We start from the raw sequence: 19,895 nt of genomic DNA, 5'->3' as shown, positions 1-19,895 counted from the left end.
AGAAAGTGCTTATAAGTATTTTTTTGGAAAATTAATTTAAGAATTGCGGTTGAGTGGTATTAGTTGCAAGTGGTTGTACGGCGTTGTTATCGACAGACTTTGAGTACTGTTGCACTTCAACAATTCGCACACCTTTAACGTGTAAACGTGTTTTATAGTCAGTCATTCCAAGTGTTTGCAAGTCGTCTAGCTGTTCTTTAGTCATTGCCTATATCCTGTATATTGGATGTGATTTAAGGGCAATTTAATTGATGTATTAAGGATTGTAAAGGGTAAAACACAGTTCATTAAACTTTTTATGAAATGGTATATACCGATTAAGCCTAAAACAAAACAAGGTTTTAAGAAGTGGTTTAGTTATGTTTAAGAATACGCACGTTAAAACTAAGTTATTATATTAAAATGCATCTAAACTAGGGTTAAAACCAAACTGGATGCCAATATGTGTTCAAACATTGAATCTTACGCCGTGAACCTATCCAATGTACCTAAAGCTATCTCTTGCTTGAATATGTATGACTTTCAAACGTTAGCACTAGGACCAACCTATTTACCCCGATTTATCACTTGCAGATCGCCACATTCCATATACGGCGCTATTGGTTGCATTTGATGTGAATGCGTCTGAAAAGTTTCGCTTAATCGAAATGATGGTGCCTGAAGCCATTCCGCTGTCGCAGTTGTTGTTATTGGCCATATTCAATGAAACGCCGTATAAGAGCGAATATGAAATAGCCCAATACATGCCGAGTGATGAATTAAGGCGTATTAAGTACAAACAGCTCACCCAAAAAAACTAAAGGCTGGATAACCAGCCTTATGTCTTCTACATGGATGCGTTTAGTCATCCTTTTTTTTGATTGTAATGCCTGATCGTAATGAAGCTGAAGAACTTTTTGAACCAAGTATCACCAACAATTTTTCAAAAGTAACGCATTCGTGCGAGAACGGGTTTTTCATCAAAGCTTTTTCAAACTTAGCTGCATACTGTTGTTCTACGAATTCCATTTCATTTTTAGTGCTATGTGAGATGGCTTGATCAAGACTGGCTTTGTTTTCCGCAATGTATTGTGTCTGATCTTCAGGTTTTACATGGCGTGGTATCTGAACAAGCTGATATTCAGTAATTGGCGCAACGGTTAAGTCATATCCTGTTAGGATCTCTTTCAATTCATCATAGTAGCTGTCTAGGTTCATTGGTGTGATAACGGCGCGAGTCACAGTTTCAACATCACTTTCCTGTTGAGCCTGTTCAGGTTCGCTTATACGTTCACCATAGATATTAAATTCAGCATCAAGATCCGCATTGTTGTAAGCACCAGCTTGTACTTGAGGTGAAATGTCAGAATCTTTACCGAAGTACTGGAACTGTTTTCGCTTCTCAATAATCTGGTCTTTAATGTTTGCTTCTTTTTGTGCTGAAACAATACTTTCACGGTGTTTTTGTTCTTTGGAGATTTCACCTTTCGCCGTGGACGAAGACATTACTGTTCTTTGACCAGGTGCCATCCCTTCAGGTGTGATGGATTCAAGACGTCTTGCTTCAAGAATCTGATGTACAAAATCTTGAGTAAAGTCTTTTACCGTGTTGTTGTTTTCGTACAAGGTGTTATTGAGCTTTCTGCAGATCTCAAAATCACCAAGCGCCGTGACATTGGCAGATGAATTGTTGTCTGTCAGTAGCGTGTGTTTTTCCTCAATCTCATGAATGAAGTCTTCAATTTTTAAAGTAGGATCGTAGATTTCAGATTTTTGGATATTGAAGATTGGGCAAAGGTCATTTAAGCGTAAGTACTTGGGTTGATCACCAGCCACATAGAACGCCAACATTGATACGATTTTAACGTCTGAAGTTTTACCACCTTCCCCTTTAGTTGATATGAGCAAGGTAAATTCGCCGTTGTGCTGTCCGGCAATTTGTTCAATTGTCACACGTTTTTCTTTGGCGAACTGGACTTCTGTTTGTGGTACCGAACGGTTGAATACTAGACCTTGATACATATTGATTGAGTTAACTTTACCTTGCCACTCTTCACCAGCAAAACCATCAACCAATTTGTATGTTGTACTTTCAGCACCCGAAGTAGTACGTCCAATGGCTTTAACGGTCGTGTTACCCCATGTAGCAGCTGCTTCCTCTTTAGATCCACGTTCAATATCTTCAAATGTTTGAGCACCGAACGTAATAGAGAAGTTAAGCGAACGTGCCTGAGCTGGTAAAACCGAAGCACCGACAATAACGATGTAGCCCCATTCGTCCAAAAATAGCTTAAATGAAGTAGTGGCGTTGGTTGGTCGTGCGTCAATAATGGCACGGCGTAAACCTTCCATTTTGTTACCAAGGGAACCAGCCATCATTTGTTTAATTGAGCCAATGATTAATTTTCCGAGCATTTTGAGTGAGTCTGGTGAACGCTCAAGAGCTGGTAATGGCACAGTTAAGATACGGCGGTTAAGTACAACGTCAAAAATATCAATATCACCGCCATGCTCTACACCAAAGATGTGACCGTAGTTAAACGTCAAGTCGTTAATCGCTTTGGTTAACTGCATGGTGATATAACCGTGTTGCTCACGGGTTTTGGTTTCTTGTTTCTTTAACTTTTTAGGGTTGCTTGAATAACCAGGTAATGAAACGAGGTAGCCTTGAAGTTGTTCAGCCACACGTTCAAAGTCAATCCCGTATTTATCGTTATGACAAAATACCAATTCTTCAAGTGCTTCAAGTTCCATGTATTGCGTGAATACTTTTGGTGAAAGCTGAATGAAGCCATTGTCACGTAGATAGACCAAAACTCGTGTAAGTGCGGCGATAAAGGCCATCGCACGACCTTTCCACATGTCACCACCGCCACCGCCTGAGTCATCAAGCAAGTTGATCAAGAATTCAATCAACATCCCTGAGCTGGTGTTGCTCATTTGGTTCATTGAGTTGGTCATCTTGTCGGTTTGTGCACGTAGCATGTTACGACCTGAGGTAATGAAGTTGATCGTTAATAGATCCTCATTACGCCCAAAGCGGTTACATAAACGATAGTGGTCTTGTTGAGCCTTGGTATCACCTTTTGCGTCTACAAAGATATAACCTGAGTTTTGTACGTACTGGTTGGCACAGTTACCTAGCATGTATTCTGTTTTACCCGAACCCGTAGTACCTAACACAATTTGATGTGTACGGTCATCGGAGTTAGATGCATAAACAGGTAGACCAGTTTCACGGCAACGACCAAGGTAAGTCACACCCTCACCTTGTAGCTTATCGCGATTGGTACGTGCGTATTCCAAAAAGGCTTTTGGATTGTCCAGTACGTCATCTTTTACGCGTGATGTAATGTCAGTTGACGCATCCAGTGAGTTTGAATGCAACGGCGCACGGAATGGCCACTCAAAAAAGTAATCATTCGGATGTGTGTAGCGTTTTAATAGGTAATACGCGATCCCTATAAATATCTCACCGCCAAACGGAACAACAAACAAAATAACTGCAATAGCACCAAGAACGCCAACCAAATAATTAGCGCCGTCTGGCGCTGTAAGTTTTAAATGGATTTTCTCTAAGCCTGATCGTGTATCACGCTTAAGCGAACTTGGCCTGAACTTTGTTTGTGTGCCGTATTTTTGTGTAGAAGCCATGCTTTGCGACCTACTCTTTTATCTTCAGGATAATAGGCAAAGTCGTTGTTTAACGACCTTACCCATTTCCAAGCACTTCAATGTATATACCAATTAACGCAAATCTATATAGCTGATTGGAGTTAAGAAGAAACAGCTTCAGACTTACGTTGGTTCAGTAATTTTTTCTTCATGTTTTGCTCAAGTTCATAGCGTTGATATTCAACAACCATCTCTTGTGCCATGGTAGAAATCACTGAAGCAGTTGCTTTGTTTTCGTCAAAGTCCGTGCCTTTATTTTTGGCATTTTTCTCAATCATGGTACGCCGTGTCTTAATCTGGTTCTTCGCACCTTTTGGGTAAAATTGTGCAAGGACCTTCAACGCCTTACCACGTTCACCGATAAGGTCATACGTGTAGTTACGGAGCGCACGTTCATCGGGATGTGTACTGAGTGACCATAAAAGGATTGGACCAAGTGAAACGGTATATAAGCCCGAACATTCCATTTTTTCGAGTTTAATTTTACTGAAGTACGTTAAGCCTTGATCTGAGAAACCTACGTTACCTGAACCAAGAGCATCCATTTCTAGTTGAGTTAGACCGATACTGTCACGAATAGCTTCACGAGATTCGCGTGTACCAGGATCGACAATCACATACGCCGTAGCAAAGCCAACCAAGTCTTTAAAGTCTTCTACTTTGTGTGATGCCAAGTTAAGACGAGCACCCCATTTACGCAATGTACGTGCGTCTTCAGCCAATTCTTCTAATAGGATTGGATCGCCTTTCGCAACGTGCAATTCGTCATAAGACATAATTTTGCGGTCTTCAAGAAGCTCATTAATCAGTTGGGTTGCATATTCACGATAAGCTTGTGGGAATTTTGGAATATCGTCACGGCTCACGGCGAACTTACGCTTAATGAACATCCGTACAATCTGGAAGAATAGAGATGTAGTTTTAGGATCTGATGATGTCGCAACTTCGTTTAAGTCGATAGAAGCTACACGAGCGTTACCGATGTCAAAGTTAGTGTGATAGAAGAATGCTGGATAGGTATTTTGTGCAGCCATAATCTGATGCGCCAAAAAGTCCAGTGCTCGTTCATTATCAATATGAACATCACTCCAAACATCTAAAATTGATGAATCAGAAAGGGTTTCAATCATATCGCCAATAGTCGGCATTGCGTAACGGTGTGCCAACGTGCGTCCACGGATCTCATTCAAAGAATGGAAAAGGTCACGTAGAGCGTAATAAGAAATATCCTTACCTTGTTCAGAATGTGGCTCAATCAGTCCGTGTTTTTCCATGATGCGATCTAGTTCTGGATCTGCAAAGCGCATGTACTTACGTGCTTTATGATCAGCATTCGTATCATCAGCAAAATAGAATGTACGGCGTAGGACCGCACCAATAACGTCAGAAGTATTTTTGGCTGGTTGCCCTTTCAATTCAGGCGGTGTTACCAATGAACTTAAAAACGCTGTCATTTGACGCATTTCGTAGTTTAACGGGTAGCGTAAGCCCATACTGAATTCAAGCGGATTAATCGCTTCTTCTTTTGAGTTTTTAATACGCTTATAGATGGCATAGTGACGTAGCTCTTCAGGCAATGAATCTTGCACTGTTTCTACTAACCCACGGCTTGACTCACCCACATCGACAATATAGGTCAACGGGATACGCTCGTTACCAGGCATCATGATGTCCTCAAGCATGCCTTTGTTCATTGTGACCGATTTACCCGTACCCGGTTTACCAATGTTAATAGTCGTCCATACAGTCACTTCATTTGAGAACGAATCAAGAATAATCAGTTTACCGTCTAAGGTTTTGTTGAGCTGATGCCCTTTATGGAATGGTGAGTTAATACGTGTCAGCGGTAACATGTAGAACACATCAAACAGCGGTGCCGGTGAAATAGGTGCGTGATTACGTACCATCAAGCCCGGTATATGTGATGCCCAAGTCAAAATAGGATCGCCAGCCTGTTCCATGACTTTTGCACCGCCCCACGCTTCAAAACTCTTCCAAAGCTTTTGGCGCCGTCCTACAAGAATGTTTACACCATCTTCGGTATTTGGTGCCCATGTCATCATGGTCATTTGCAGACCAGCAACAGTGTCTACTTGATCTAGGTCATTTTTAGTGGCCATCAAAATGTTACCAGCATTACGAATGGCTTTGTTTTGTGCCGTCATAAAGTGAATAACGCTTGATAACGTGCGTTTCATCATGGTTCCAGCCATACCATCACCAGTAATACAGTAACTCACCGCATATGGGATAGAACGGATGTTACCGCTAGTGTCGTGCGTTTTGGCCTGGTGTAATAAGCGGAATAGCGTTTCAAACGTATTCGTCTTCGCTGGATATATATCTACCATCAATGGAGCATATACAACGCCGTCAGTGATAACACTTCCCACTGGATAGAATGAACCTTGACTTGTACCAGGTAAGATCGCATTCGTCATGAGTTGTTCTGAGATCGGTTGATACAAAACGTGTGACGCATCATGTTCTGATGGTATTTCTTTCCAACGCATCGGTAAGCGTGTATTCAGCATCGGCACAGACAAGGTGAAGTCATCTGAAGTTGAATGTGAGGCAATTTGTTTTTTAATCGCTAGACCAGCTTCAACAACATTCAATACTTCATAGATTGCTGGAAATTCTTCAGTTGAGAGTGAGTTTAAGAATTGTGAGACAAAAGACTCATGGTGTACGTATAAGCTGTCCGATGATTTAAGCATGTCTTGAGCATTGACCGTACTTGGCATTGTAATTTGCGACAGTAGCTTTTTACGGTTTTTTGAGTCTTGAGCCTTATCGATTGGCGATAGTAAGGTTGGCTCAGAGATTAAAGCGATATAACAGCTTTCGTTAAATACACCGCCTGAAATGGTTTCTGTCATTTCATCAATGATGATGTCTAGATTCATCGCACAACGCGCCGTGGTCGCCTTTTGCATGGCATTCAAGTCATGAATCGCGAATGGCGTCTCATGGTCTACTTTGAACGCTAGATGAATCGTATGTCCACGGTCTTTGAAGTAGTTACGCATGTTGCTCGTCATCAAACCAATTTGACGGCTGAATGCATCACCACTAATTAAACTCTTAATCCCCTTGTATTCGATGATCGTAATCATTGTACCAGTTTTTGTGACAAACGTATGTTCGTCCGATACTGTTTCTAAATCGCAATAATCCTCTACGTCAGCTTTCATGCTTTGTAGGAATAACATCAATATAATTTCAATCTTGGAGTAACCAGTCTTTTTATAACCAGACTTCTCAGCTTTCTTCTTACTCATTTAAACACCTTTATTCACCTTTCTACGTCTATCTTTGATTAGACATGCCTTTAAGCATTAAGCACTAAAAAACGGTAATTCTCTTAAAACGTTAATCGCACTGTCGAAATCCTTATTTTGAATTGCGACCTCAAGACTTTTTACAGAGGGTTTTAAGCTTGTATCTAAAACCAACCTTAATAAAAGCTCATAGTAGGTACTGTTAAAAGGGATATTATCATTTTTTGAATTAGTAAATACATCAGTTTTAACGGTTTCGTCCTCTTTTAATTCGACATACTTCTTAAAACTATTTAGGTCAAACACTAAACCCTTATTAAGCAGTTGCCAAAACGCCGTTTCTAAAACCTCTTGGCTTTCACCTAAAGTACCCACCTTGAAGTTTAAGGAACCTGTATTTTTAAGTTGGAAGTGAACCTTATCAAGCTCTATGTAGATCTCTTTGTTCTGGTATAAGCCCTGTTCGTGGAAAACTTTAGACACCGATAGCTTTAAGTTTTGGTATATACAAAAAGATTGCAGCGAACTCATTTTTAAGTTGCCCGTATCTATCTGGTTTGTCGCATCTTCTACGGACGTTGGTAGATGTATCATCGGAAAGTAGCGTGTCAGTTCTTCAGACAGTTTCTTTTGTTCCAAAACGCTTATAATTGATAATGGATTGTCAAATCCAAAGTTGGTGCTTAGTAATTTCTTATGCTTCACACTCACACTTTGCTTAACCTGTATTTCAACGTCTAAGCCACTCAGCGCCGTTATTTTGTTTAGGTGTACCAAAGTGTCATCCAACAGCAAACAATCGCTGTTAACGGGGATATTCATCAACAGTAGCGCTTTAATCAGTGGATCTTGAAAATGCCCCGTTGAGTCTTCACCAGTTGTTGTCTGATTCCCTATCGCTATATGTACAACATGGAGTAGCATTAGCGTGTTAGATGTATGACCAGTGTCGCGAGTCGTTGGTATATACAAATCGTTCAGGAAGTTGAAAGCCTCAGTACCTATAACGCATAAGCGAAATATCGATAGCTGATCGTGCGTTTCCTTTGGTAGTGCATCTATCCCAAGTTCCCAATATTTGTAGATGTATGGACCAATAAATGAGTATTCATCATCATTCAATATGTCCGTCTCAAATACGCTATCCAATACCGCTATATCATTCACTATGTCAGGCTTAAATGGCTGTAACACTATGCCCGATATAACGTCTTCTAAGCTCATATCTATGTATTCGGTATCTGTTAAGCATTCTGTCATTTATGTGAACTCACTTATCACCCAAACCCTTAAATACATCTAGTGTTTGGTAGTACTCATACTGCTCGTCAGTAAAGATATTCGGGGAAAATACTATGTAGTGGTTTGGCAGATTAAAGCTCTCGTATGCTTCGTCTGATACCTTTTCCAAAGCTTTTGCGAGTTGATACAAAGAAAAGTTTTTGTTCTCTTTGATGGCATTCAAATACCACTCTTTGTACTTGCGGAGCTGGTCTACGTAATCAACGTTCGCTACCAACATATCTTCTTGCTTGGCTTCTTCATATTCAGCCATTGTGTTGAACTTAATGTCCGTGAAGTACAGTTGGGTATCAATTGTTTGGGTTCGTGTCTTAATCGCATTAAACGCCTGTATATCCTCAAACATATTACGTGCGTATTCTGCTTCAGACATCTTTGTAGGATTAGGGCGTTGATGGCGCTTTAACGGCTCTACAAGCAAGCTTTGGCGATGTCGCCGTGCGAACTTAGCAAGCTCAGGATCTTGGTTGTCAGACTTATGCGATAACACCAGTAATGCACGTTGATATTGATTAAAGATCTCTTGAGGTATGTTCGTACTCAATACGCATATTTCAGCTTTCTTTTCCAGTGATAGTGCAAAGATGTGGTTTTGTGCATGGCATAGCGTACAGACCGCTACAATGTTCTCAGCCGTATGGTTGCTATGATCGCCGTCTAAGTGATGTGGCTCTAAAAAGTATTCGTCATAGAAATCACAAAAATAGCATTTAGCTGGTTGTGAAGACATTATTTGCTTTATTGTCTCATTGGTTTTAAAACCATCATGGATAGTTTTATCTTGACGTATCTCTTGCTTGTCGTTTACGCCGTTAATAGGTCTTAAAATACCAAACTTACGGTTTATATGTTTCACTTAAACCCCTTAATACTATTAAGTAAGGTCTAATTAAAACATGTATATACTATTTTTAAAATAAAAAAAGCGCAGCCTAAGCCACGCTTTTAAACTTATTTATTATTGTATTACGCTTTACCAGTAATAGTGTTCGCAGCAGAGAACATGATGAAGCCTACGATTGATAACGCACCACCCACACCAATACAGATCCAAGCAGTTTTCTTTTTCTTTTGTTGATCTTCTTCTGATGTATACATCATATACAAACCAGTACCAACTAAGCCTAAACCAAGCACCATGAACACTACGATTAAGAATTTATAAACGTTTTGACCTAATGTTTCACCACGGCCTAAGATTTCATTCGCATCAGAACCAGCAGCGTGTTTTCCGTAAGCTGTACCACCTGGGTTCCATGTGCCAGTGTTTGCATATGCAACTTGACCCATTAATGCAGAAACAAAAGCTAAAAACATTACTTTTGCGCGGAATGCAGTCGCTTTTACAGTGCGAACTGAGTGTTTTACTAATGATACCATTGTCATTTTCCTTTTATTTAATATACGGGAGCTAATCTCCGCACTGTAATTAAACATTCTTAAAACCCTATTGCTTTAAGTTGCTTAATTTTAAACTTCTCGTTAAATATCTTCAATATCTTATACAAGGTTTTTAAGAAACTCTCACCCTATTTTAAGAAGATTGTTTAAAATATTGTAAAAAAGGTTCCTCCTATTTGTGTTCCAAAGGTATTAACAAAGACATCGTGTACGTCCTGAACGTATACGCATAATACACCTGTTATAATTAAAACCCATGCTTTGCGGTATGTCGCATTGCCTTGAGCATCAATTTTCTCTACAAAACCATATAAGCCACGAGCTACCGCTATAATCCCTACCAGTTGCGTAAAACCTACAACCGCCGTAACGATATATGCACCTAAATCATTAGCACCAGCATTAGGCAAGTAACTTTGTACCGTTACAAGTTCTATGCCATTACCACCAAACAATGAAGAACCTAGTGCACCAATGATATATCCGTCATATCCAAGTGATGCAAAAGCACCACCGATAAGAATCTTCAACAATGCCCCACCAGTGGTAGGCTCTTTCATTCCATGACCAAAGAACTTTTGTTGAGGTGATGATGCTTGCACTAAGTCAAAAAGCGCCGTGCCAGTAATCACCAACCCCGTTACAACAAAGCAAATGCGTATAAAGCTTAGTAGTGGACCGTATATGTTTAATATCGCTTTAACTATATCTAATGCATCCACGCTATTTTCCTTATTTCACCCAAATGGCTTGTTCGTTTTCGTCAACAGCATAGACCGTGCGATTGTCTGGCATCTTCTGACCTACATAGACTGTATATGTATGGTTTTGAGAATCTGTCATCCAAGCGCGATCGCCTACAACCGCAAAAGCATCCAAGCGTTTTGCACCTTTTGGAATTGATAAGGTTTTAGATCCCGATGTACTTAAAGCCTTTTGCTTAGTCTGGTCTTTAGCTATTTTGATTAAACTAGTCTTTAATTCCTTAATTGCCTGTTCTTGCAATTCAACAAGGTTTTTAAGATCGTCATTTTCAGCTTTCAGTTGTTCATTTTTGATTATGGTTTCTGATTGAGCAACTGCAGTTTGTTCGCCGTTTTGTACTTGCCCATGCGCTTGCTCTTTTTCTTTCAAACGTTGTAATAAAATAAGTGCATTCGTACCCTGACTTTGATAGAAGTTAACTGCCTCTATTCCTAGATCAGAATCAATCGGATACGACATGGATTTGTACATAATCATGTATTGACCAGTGGTAGGATCTTTAAACACAATATTTTCATCAACAATGAACGCCGTATCATCAGCAATACTATTGTCCTTTAAAGGTTGTTGATTTTGGTTGTATGTTGCTTGTGTTTGTTGAATGCCTTGACCAACAGTATCAATGGATTCTGGTGTTTGTTCTGGAGCAACTGCCGTGCTGACGTCTTTTGGTTTACTCATTTGTATCCAAAAGAAAGTACCAATCATAATTAAGGCAATAACACCAATAACAATAAGAAGTTTTGGAGGAATACCACCCTTCGCACTACCTTCGCCTTTTTGGGGTTTGCCTTCAGCATCTTTTAGATTTTTCTTTGCCTGTTCAGCAGTCATTTGATTATCAGACATTTCGCTTACCCCTTATTTTTCGGTGTTGTTACGTCAGCATCAAAAAAGACTTCAAATACTTTTCCGCTGTTAACGATATACGTAGTTGGTCGAACTGTTGATGTACGTGCCATGTTCGCCATTTCCGTACCAACGTTACCAATGATGTTCCCGGCAATTTCTTTATCGTTTGGCTCTTCCTTCGTGCTTACAACATTGCCAGTATTTGTGATTTGGGTTGTACCAATGTTTTGATAGGCTTGTCCGTAACCCTCAAAGATTCCAGCAGTAACCATACCGCCAAGCTTTTGCAAAGTGTGTTTTTGGACTTTATCAGCCATGCCCGATTGTTTTGTTCCAAGAGTTAAAGCTCGTACTTGGATTGCATACTCTTCGCCCTTAAACAACATACGGGTAAAGTTAAATTCAATATCCGCAGTATTCAGACCAACAGTACCAATAAGTTTTGCGCCGTTAAATTTACCGCCAATAACAGTAGCAAATAGGTTTTTACCTTTATCAGTATTCACACCTGTATCTAAACGCGCTTTCATTGTTGTACCAGCTTTAATGATTGCTAGTCCTTTAGTAGATTCGCTAGTCGTATTCGCAACGTTCAAGCTTCCAAGGTTTTGTTGCCCTTCCGATGCTTTAGTGTTGTGTGAATATTTATATGTTGAATATCCGTTGACCTTGTTCTTTGTATTAGAAAACGCAGCAAGTTGATCAACAAAAGCAGTTTGACTTAATTCACGCGTTGCAGCATTACGTTCTGCATAAGCAGCTGCTTGTTGGCTATATACACTAGCAACATCATTAGCAGCAGATGAAGCATGTTCATATTGTTGCGCGTAGTTAGTTTGATAAATCGGTGCGTTTTGATTAGCACCGTTTTGTGTTTGTGGTTGTTGTGGTAGACCACCGCTAGTTGGTTGAGGTAATGCACCACCTTGATTTGCCATATTAGCTCTGGCCATCTGGTCAAGTTCAAGCGTAATATTTGGTGTACCACCTGTTGCAGAACCGTTTACAGGTTGCCCATTTGGACCTGTAATAAAATTCTGATCGTTCAGATCGCCGTTTGGATCTTGTGTTGCAACTGTTTTAAATTCGGGCAAATAGCTTTCACCATTTTTGCCAGCTCGAGCAGCTTCTTCAGCTTGTTTTTGACGTTCATATTCTACATATTCAGGAGGGATAACATTTGTACCCTGTCCTTGGATTTCTGGTGTAGCAATAGCAACCTGATTATCTAAAGCTAGTTGGTCACTTTTCCCCATTGGGTTAAACATAAAAAAGCCTAATCCACCAACTACTACCAAACCAATAATTGCAACAACGCGAAAGCGCGTATCTGCAAAAACACGTTTTTTGTTAGCAGTTTTAATACTTGTATTTTTCAGTTTTTTAGGTTGGTCTTCTTCTGAATGAACTTGGTTTGCAGAAATAATAGTTTCATCGGTAGTACCTACTTCAGTGCTACGACTAGAATTCTCTTCAATGTCATTCGGGTTATTTTGTTGGTTCGTTGAATCCATTTTTAATTCTCACTTAATGACTTAAAATGCGTCTTCGAGGTAAACAGTTTTAGGTGTACCGCCAGTCGTTGAAAATGTGATGTACTTCAGATCTTCAGAATCTTCATAACGGAAGATCTTCATACCGTTGTTAGCGCGGAAAGAACTCAAAAAGGCTGGTTGAATAACACCAAAGTTACTACGCACATATATATAGCCACCAAACTTCCAAGCACGGACATTAGGACTATCGGTTCGCATTTCAACAGCACCCTCAGGCGCTAAGCCATCCATAAATTGCAAACTCACACCATCTGGAATAATCGATGTTTGATTGCCTGTTGAATACATAGCTTTGGCTGTTGGGCTTCGACCAGGTATACGTGCGTCTACACGAACATCTAAATCACGTTGGCCAGTAGCTAACATCAAAATTACTGGAGCACCCAATCCCTTTAATGTGACCGTTACGTTTCCGAAAGCAGCTGGATCTAATGGTTCGATTGAAAGGATGTTAGTTTCAGGGATTTCGTCTGGCTCTTTTTCGTTTTGCTCACCTAAGCCATCTGAGAAACGTCCACGGTCCAAAGAAATCTTTTCAATGTTCCATGGATTTCCTGAAGAATCGGTAAAGACAATAGTAGATAGCATGCCAGCGCTTAAACGAATTACTGGCGGTTCCTCACCAGGGTTTAATGAAATACCCAAACTACGGGTTTTCGCTTGTGGCGTATTTACATAAGGACTAGAAAGGCTTCGTTTTTGTTGCAACAAAAGTCCTTTAACTATTTTTGTTTGCTCAGGTGTGAACTGCAAACCAACAAGATTGTGAACCTGTCTGTCAATTTCCGATGCTGTATCAACTACCTCAGGTGCAACCAAAGGAGATTGAGCATCCGCAAAAGTATTCGGAGGCATATCAGCAGCATTAACTATTGTAGTTAATGCAGTAGAAGCAAAAAGAGCCAAAGATAATTTTTTCAATTTCATAAGTATCATCCAATTAACGCGCTGGAGTTAACGTAATTGTCTTAACAGCAATACCGTTGTAGTTCAGATAAGAACGTGGATGCTCAACAATAGTAACTGTCGCAATGAAGCGGTGAGTCTCTTTAGGTTGTTTGTCACCTAAGAAGAATTGAGTAGTGATAGGAACACGAACAGTCCAACTAGGTTCTGCAGCATGTAAATCACGGTTTTCGATTTGTGGAACATCAGTAGCAGTAGTTCGCATCGTTAGGTTGTTTTGTACGATTGTGCCAACTGTTTGTGATTGAGCGATTTGCTTCATCAATGAATCTTTACCGCCCTCAGTGAAATACATTGAACCAGCATTGTTAATAACGTCACGCCAGTTCAAGAAATCAAAGTTGTAGACAGAAAGAATTGCACTCTTACCGAATTCAGAAATAACAACGTCAGTAACGCGAGGGTTTTTTGATGCTTCGATTGGACAGATAACCGAGTTATCTACTGTTTGAACAGCTTTGACTTTTGGGTATGCATTAAAGGCAGCAAAAATAATCATCGCAAGAACAGCACTCACGATAAAAGCGAAAAACACGAAAACAAGCCATCGTCTTAACTTTGCAATCTCCTTATCTTTTTCATCCACCTGTTTTCTGAGCCAAAGACTAGGATCACAAGAACCTATTTCAGCGTTTTCATTAGATTTGTCTTTAGACACAACAGCACTCCTATTTCGCTGGCTGATATATAACAGATGGAATTGGACGATCTGATTTAGAGCTAAGCACACACTTAACTGGTGTGCCGTCATCAAAAACCAAAGATTCAAAATCTGTTGTGGTGAGTTTAAAAGCTACAAAACTAAGCGTTGTTAAAACGGTTAAAATGCACAATGAGGCAAACGTACTAACCAACACTCTTAAAAGCCTTGCGTATTTTCTTTTACCTATTATTGATACTTCAGCGTAAGGAGAACCCCATGTTGAAGTAGTCAAATTAGTTTTAGAGTTATCCATTTAGTCAATCACTAAACCCGACTTTAATTCGTCCTTATAATAGTCGGTATTAAACTCATTTGCTATATTAAGATCAAAATAATAAAAGGTATCTAGGTTATTAGCTAAAAGTGTTTTAACAAATTCATGGCTACCATTAACGTTTTCAATAGAATCTAAAGTAGGCTTTATACTAAAACCACTATGGCCTCTCCACTTTCGCCCATAAAAGTTAGAAGCAGTATCTTTACCAGCATGTCCAAAAGCACCAGCTATCACAAACTTATCAATACCCTTTACCTTAGCATTTGCAATACATTGATGCCTTGTACTGTATAAAGTAGGTCGTTGATCTTCATTAGTTAAAACCTTGCCTCTAAGCTTAAAGTAATTGATATAACTTAAACGTAAACGCTCTTGCAGTATTTTAATAAAAGTCTGTTTTTCATCCCATCCAAAGGTATAGCCACTAGTTTTATTTAAACTAGATACCTTTCTCACATACCTATTTAGCAAGTTCCAATAAAGGTATATCTTTTCTTGATCTTCATGTTTAAGGTCATCAAGTATTAAATACCTTTTAAGTCCATTAGCCCGACCATGTGTAGCCTTGCCATTTTCCACAATCATGATCAGTTTTGGTCCTTTTACTGCACAACAGAATGAAACGGAAAACCACTCAACAGGACGCAATCCAACAACAAGATTGGCATCAACAAAAGCAACCATCATCCGATCAAACTCACTAACCCTGGTGTTACTCTCGTTCTTATGCTCGAATTCTCTTACCAAGTAGTTGTAAAACGTGCGTTCAAAGTACTTTGTTTTCAGCTCAGAAGTACGCTTAGGTTTGTCCTTATTAGCTGTATATTTTGTGTTAATGATTCTTAAATATAATTCTTCTAAAAAATATTCATCAAAACCAGCATCTATATCTTCATCATTAATAGAGCCATTATTTAGCTCATTAAGCTTTAGACCGATTCCATACACTAAATATGCACGATATGTTCTAAATGTAGATTCCGCGTAATAACCATTTTCAGATTTAGTTTTAAATTCAGAATATATGTTTTCATATAACATTTTTAAATCTAGCTCTGAACTATCTAAATGTTTATCAATTTTTTGCTTAAGCTCAATATCATATTTGGTCTTAGTAGAATACGGAAAATCTTCTATACGACTTGTGTATTCTTTTAATGTCTTTGGATAGCTATTAGGATTCTCAAAACTGCTCACCACTACCACCCTTTATCCACATGCAAAACATGAGCACATACTACAACGTTAAACACCTTTCTAAAAGTACTCGTTAAAACGTTTTTCACTTTAAGCAAAATGTTTTTCACTTTTAAGCCCAATAAATGCGAATGTCTTTTTTGACTCCTCTCTTGTTAGTACAGTGGAAAAATCAAAAAAATGAAGTTGAGAAATCATAAAAACACAGTGGTCCTTTTTTACAGTGAAGTGCTTGATATGCATAGTTTCAATAGTCTTTTGCCAGTTGCGATGCCTTAAATTTTTAGGGAAAAATACGACTCTAAGCCTATCATTATTGCAGTTTAATTGGTGTTTAAGGTGTCAAATCTTTATATTTAAGATGCACAGCACTAAACCATAAGATAGGTTTTTATAAGTAGCAGCTTTAATGTCTTTAAACTTTTAAATTAGGAATGGTATATACCAAGATGCATTTTTTCTTCAAACAGTTTTTATCAATTTATTTAATATTAAAGAAGCTGGCTTATAAATAAATTGCATTATCACCAATAATATTTTTAATATTAATTAAAAAAAGCATATTAACATCTTTATTAATATACTTCTATACTGTAAAATATAAATTACAGTATTAATAATATTTTAATTAAAAAAAGAATAAATGTACTTTGTTATTTTCTGTATAAATTATATTCTAAAAAAAGAACAAAAAAGAATAGAAAAGATAATAAAAAGAAAGAATAAGACTATAAAGGAATATAAAAGACGTCTAGCAAACTATAAGAGCTCATTTACTCTCTATAATTGATTGAAAAAAGTACGTTGTATTTCCATTTCAGATAGGTACTACTAAAAAAAAGCATTGTTTTGGACAGACAATGCACTTAAAAAGAGTATTTTTTACAGATTTGTCTTGTTTAGGCCAGGTACGACTGCCTGAAGAACGCCCTTAGATATACGTTAAAGCTTATAAATTAGGTTTAAGCGAGTGCCTAAAAGTCGGCTTTATACCTTTTAAGGGATTTTTTATAATTAATAAAGTGCATTTTAATAGTTTTTAGACTAAAATCATTTTGTCTTTATACCCACTTAATCCGGAGTAAAAATGAAGCACAATAAAAAGCTTTTAAGCGTTCTTGTAATTGGTTTAATGATGTCTGGGTGTGCTAGTCGTGATGTAACGCAATTAAACGTAGCAAGCCCTTTATCTATTATATCTGAAGCATCTCAAGAGGCTTTAATTGCACAACAGAACTTAAAGAACTCTTCTGCAATTCAAATGCAAACTGTTCAGAAGAAACAAGGTAGCATCAACCATGACCTTTTAAATATCGACTACATAGGCGATCCAATACCTTTAATTAAAAGTATTTCTAGCCAATACGGATACCGTTTTGTAGAAGCTGGTCCTACTCATGAGCTTCCAATTGTTAATTTTAATAAAAAGCGTCTTACTGGTGTAGAAGCTTTACGCGATGTTTCTGCATATTTAAATACTGCTTCGATAACTCTAGATCATCAAAATAAAAGTATTTTATTGACTTATAACTAATACCCTTTAAATCCTTTTATACATATCTGGAGTTTTTATGGACTACTCTAATAATGCTTCATTACAAGAGCTACTAAACCCATCTAACCAGTCTTCTTTAGAAGTTCATGTTAGTAATGTTGAACAGCAAGCTCGTTATGAAGCCATGCTTGAATTAGTTAAGCAAAAAGGTATTAAGTTAGGGATCAATACTTATTTAAGCAACGCTCGTGAGGTCATCAAAAGCCAAGAGCGTAACCTTGATACAATCTTTAACTTTAAACCTTACATGATCAAAGATGTTGTTGTTCCCCCGGTTATTATTGAATCAAAAGATGTAACTGAGACACCTAATGCCATGTCGTACAAGACGACTAAGCAGACTTATAAAATCTTGAAACAAGCTCGTTTCAGTACTCGTGCACCTGATTGGCGTCAGTACCTTGTTTTCCCTACACTTGATAGCAATGTTGATTACGTGACTTTCATTCCGAAAGAAATGTTACCAGCTAACGAACAAGAACGAAAAATATGGAAAGAGACTGCTGCTAAGTCTTATGAAATGGGTTTAGTTGAGGGCCGAAATATTGTTGAAGATGCAGTAGATCGTCTTAAACGAGATTATTTGGGGATGGTTACTTTCCATAAGTTTGTTTTAGAGGGCAAGTTATCAATGCCAGCAATTAGCAGTCAATCACTGGCTGTTTCTTCTACACAAGACACTATTGCTCTTGATATGAAATTGCTTCAAATCCAACAATTACCGCAGTTCAATTCAAATATTGAAACTTGGAAACCAATTCTCCAACCTGAACAAATTGCACCTAGCTATCAAATTCCAAAAATTAACCTTGTTAGCGAACCTTAAGTTCGCTAACTCAATTGGAAGTTTTAAATGCAAATGAAGGTTTCGACATTAAAAGCAAAATCTGCATTATTTGATGTTAACAAGATTAAAGGATCTGAAAATAAGATTCTGACAGCTACCAAAGACATTCGCAAAGACTACGATTCTAGCCGTGGTTTTGGTTTGGCTACATTAACAGCCATAACGACATACAAAGATCCGAAACAAGGGTTTAAAAGTCGCGATGAATTTGAAAGTCTTCTATATGAAGCATTAGCTCATGGTGCTTCAGATATTTTCATTAGTCCAGATCGCCCCATCACAATGATGAAAGACTTGGAGTTATATTCGTTAACACACCGTATTATCAATCGTGATGAAGCTCTACACATCCTAAGAACGATTGCTGATGAAAATGCCTACTTAGTCCTTATTAATAATAAGTTTATTAATAAGGCATATCGTATTCTGCAGAAAGACGCTTCAGGTAAGGAAACTCGTTATAACTTTCGTGTGAACGTATCTCGAACTTCGTATCGTGGATCTGGAGATTCTTTTCAGATAACGTTACGTACAATTTCTGGCATTCCCCCTCACTTTTCAAAAGTGGGTTTAGATGAAGATTTCATTAAAAGATCGCTACCTCACAATGGTTGCTACATCATTGGCGGAATCACTGGTTCTGGTAAAAGTACAACACTAGCTTCAAATATTCGCTATGTGTTGGAAAATAATACTCATATTCGTGGAAATATTTTGACTCACAACGAGCCTATCGAATACGAGTATGACGCAATTGAAAGCACACACAGTATTGTTAGTCAAAGCGAAATCCCCAATAACTTCGAGACTTTTGCGGATGCAAATAGAGAGGCGATGCGTAGACGTCCTGCTGCAGTTGAAATCGGTGAATTGCGAGATAAAGAAACAATTTCTGCAGCTCTAGAACTTTCTTTAACTGGCCACCCTGTTTTTGCAACGGTTCACGCAACCACCGTAGACAAAATTATTCCACGTATGTTGAAGCGCTTTAAGCATGAAGAACATCTTCAGGCTGCAGCTGACATTATTGGTTCAGTTTATACATTGATTGCTCAACGTCTTGTTAAAGATGTGAACGGCAAGGTATTTGCTGTAAGGGAACACTTAATTTTATCACCTCAACTGAAAGAAGAATTGCTTTTAATTGATGATATTCATGCTCAACAGAAGTTTATTCGAGAGTTAATGATTAATTCTGATGGTTCAGATCCAAACATCAGTAAGAGTTTCAGGAAACAAGCTGACGATCTACTCAAAGCTGGTCGTTTGCATGAAGACTACTATTACAAACTGATTTATTAAGAGGCGAATATGGATGATCAATATGCACACTGGTCGCAATTTAGATTAAATCTAATCCTATGGGGCGGTTTAAACGGATATTTGTTTATACCTTTTCTAGCTGTTGTTATTAAGTTTTCCTTGTTCAAACTTATGCTTTTCATCGGCTTGATAGTAGCAACATTGGTTATTGAAAAAGTATTTAAATACAAATACAGCTATATCCCCTCTGCTCTTAGACGCTTAGTTTTTGGG

17 protein-coding genes are annotated in these 19,895 nt (G+C 38.4%); 4 read left to right on the top strand and 13 right to left on the bottom strand.

Features of this window, described 5'->3' with window-relative positions:
• Positions 1–31: 31 nt before the first annotated feature.
• On the bottom strand, positions 32–205 hold the full coding sequence (locus MZO21_RS13900; RefSeq protein ID WP_162900306.1) for a hypothetical protein: 174 nt from the start codon (positions 203–205) through the stop codon (positions 32–34).
• 394 nt (positions 206–599) lie between these two features.
• Between MZO21_RS13900 and MZO21_RS13895 the strand changes: the two genes are divergently transcribed.
• Entirely contained in the window at positions 600–800 is a 201-nt protein-coding gene (locus MZO21_RS13895) for a hypothetical protein (RefSeq protein WP_078389757.1), read from the top strand.
• Positions 801–840: 40 nt separating this feature from the next.
• Here the strand turns inward: MZO21_RS13895 and MZO21_RS13890 are convergent, their stop codons facing one another.
• The 12 genes from MZO21_RS13890 to MZO21_RS13835 all read right to left on the bottom strand — a co-directional run bounded on the left by MZO21_RS13890 (position 841) and on the right by MZO21_RS13835 (position 15,957).
• Positions 841–3,633 carry a type IV secretory system conjugative DNA transfer family protein gene (locus MZO21_RS13890; protein ID WP_248103171.1) on the bottom strand — a complete coding sequence of 931 codons (2,793 nt, stop codon included), beginning with the start codon at positions 3,631–3,633 and terminating at the stop codon, positions 841–843.
• A 122-nt stretch (positions 3,634–3,755) separates the two neighbouring features.
• Positions 3,756–6,938 carry a hypothetical protein gene (locus tag MZO21_RS13885; protein ID WP_166135296.1) on the bottom strand — a complete coding sequence of 1,061 codons (3,183 nt, stop codon included), beginning with the start codon at positions 6,936–6,938 and terminating at the stop codon, positions 3,756–3,758.
• 57 nt (positions 6,939–6,995) lie between these two features.
• Positions 6,996–8,162, bottom strand: coding sequence for a hypothetical protein (locus MZO21_RS13880; RefSeq protein WP_228725646.1), 1,167 nt, complete (start codon positions 8,160–8,162; stop codon positions 6,996–6,998).
• A 46-nt stretch (positions 8,163–8,208) separates the two neighbouring features.
• Positions 8,209–8,970, bottom strand: coding sequence for an HNH endonuclease (locus MZO21_RS13875; protein ID WP_228141528.1), 762 nt, complete (start codon positions 8,968–8,970; stop codon positions 8,209–8,211).
• Between the two features lie 236 nt (positions 8,971–9,206).
• Positions 9,207–9,620, bottom strand: a complete 414-nt coding sequence (locus MZO21_RS13870; RefSeq protein ID WP_024160796.1) for a hypothetical protein — start codon at positions 9,618–9,620, stop codon at positions 9,207–9,209.
• 167 nt (positions 9,621–9,787) lie between these two features.
• Positions 9,788–10,363, bottom strand: a complete 576-nt coding sequence (locus tag MZO21_RS13865; protein ID WP_024160795.1) for a hypothetical protein — start codon at positions 10,361–10,363, stop codon at positions 9,788–9,790.
• 10 nt (positions 10,364–10,373) lie between these two features.
• Positions 10,374–11,255: a hypothetical protein gene (locus MZO21_RS13860; protein WP_024160794.1), complete on the bottom strand. Its 882-nt coding sequence runs from the start codon at positions 11,253–11,255 to the stop codon at positions 10,374–10,376.
• Positions 11,256–11,260: 5 nt separating this feature from the next.
• Positions 11,261–12,772: a DotG/IcmE/VirB10 family protein gene (locus MZO21_RS13855; RefSeq protein ID WP_024160793.1), complete on the bottom strand. Its 1,512-nt coding sequence runs from the start codon at positions 12,770–12,772 to the stop codon at positions 11,261–11,263.
• A gap of 21 nt (positions 12,773–12,793) precedes the next feature.
• Entirely contained in the window at positions 12,794–13,741 is a 948-nt protein-coding gene (locus MZO21_RS13850; RefSeq protein ID WP_005005900.1) for a DotH/IcmK family type IV secretion protein, read from the bottom strand.
• A 13-nt stretch (positions 13,742–13,754) separates the two neighbouring features.
• Positions 13,755–14,438 carry a DotI/IcmL family type IV secretion protein gene (locus MZO21_RS13845; RefSeq protein WP_005005897.1) on the bottom strand — a complete coding sequence of 228 codons (684 nt, stop codon included), beginning with the start codon at positions 14,436–14,438 and terminating at the stop codon, positions 13,755–13,757.
• A 10-nt stretch (positions 14,439–14,448) separates the two neighbouring features.
• Positions 14,449–14,736, bottom strand: a complete 288-nt coding sequence (locus MZO21_RS13840; RefSeq protein ID WP_024160792.1) for a hypothetical protein — start codon at positions 14,734–14,736, stop codon at positions 14,449–14,451.
• Positions 14,737–15,957, bottom strand: a complete 1,221-nt coding sequence (locus MZO21_RS13835) for a hypothetical protein (protein ID WP_228199015.1) — start codon at positions 15,955–15,957, stop codon at positions 14,737–14,739.
• 1,087 nt (positions 15,958–17,044) lie between these two features.
• On the opposite strand from MZO21_RS13835, the gene MZO21_RS13830 reads away from it, so the two are divergent.
• Genes MZO21_RS13830 through MZO21_RS13820 form a run of 3 tightly spaced genes read left to right on the top strand, consistent with a single transcriptional unit; the run spans position 17,045 to position 19,661 of the window.
• Positions 17,045–17,491, top strand: coding sequence for a DotD/TraH family lipoprotein (locus tag MZO21_RS13830; RefSeq protein WP_024160790.1), 447 nt, complete (start codon positions 17,045–17,047; stop codon positions 17,489–17,491).
• A 37-nt stretch (positions 17,492–17,528) separates the two neighbouring features.
• Positions 17,529–18,338: a type IV secretory system conjugative DNA transfer family protein gene (locus MZO21_RS13825; RefSeq protein WP_024160789.1), complete on the top strand. Its 810-nt coding sequence runs from the start codon at positions 17,529–17,531 to the stop codon at positions 18,336–18,338.
• Positions 18,339–18,365: 27 nt separating this feature from the next.
• Positions 18,366–19,661 carry an ATPase, T2SS/T4P/T4SS family gene (locus MZO21_RS13820; protein ID WP_024160788.1) on the top strand — a complete coding sequence of 432 codons (1,296 nt, stop codon included), beginning with the start codon at positions 18,366–18,368 and terminating at the stop codon, positions 19,659–19,661.
• Positions 19,662–19,895: the final 234 nt, after the last annotated feature.

It is taken from the genome of Acinetobacter portensis, from assembly GCF_023158935.1.
Classification (GTDB): domain Bacteria; phylum Pseudomonadota; class Gammaproteobacteria; order Pseudomonadales; family Moraxellaceae; genus Acinetobacter; species Acinetobacter faecalis.
Note: the sequence above shows the minus strand (reverse complement) of the source record. Positions and strands in the feature narration are given on the sequence as shown.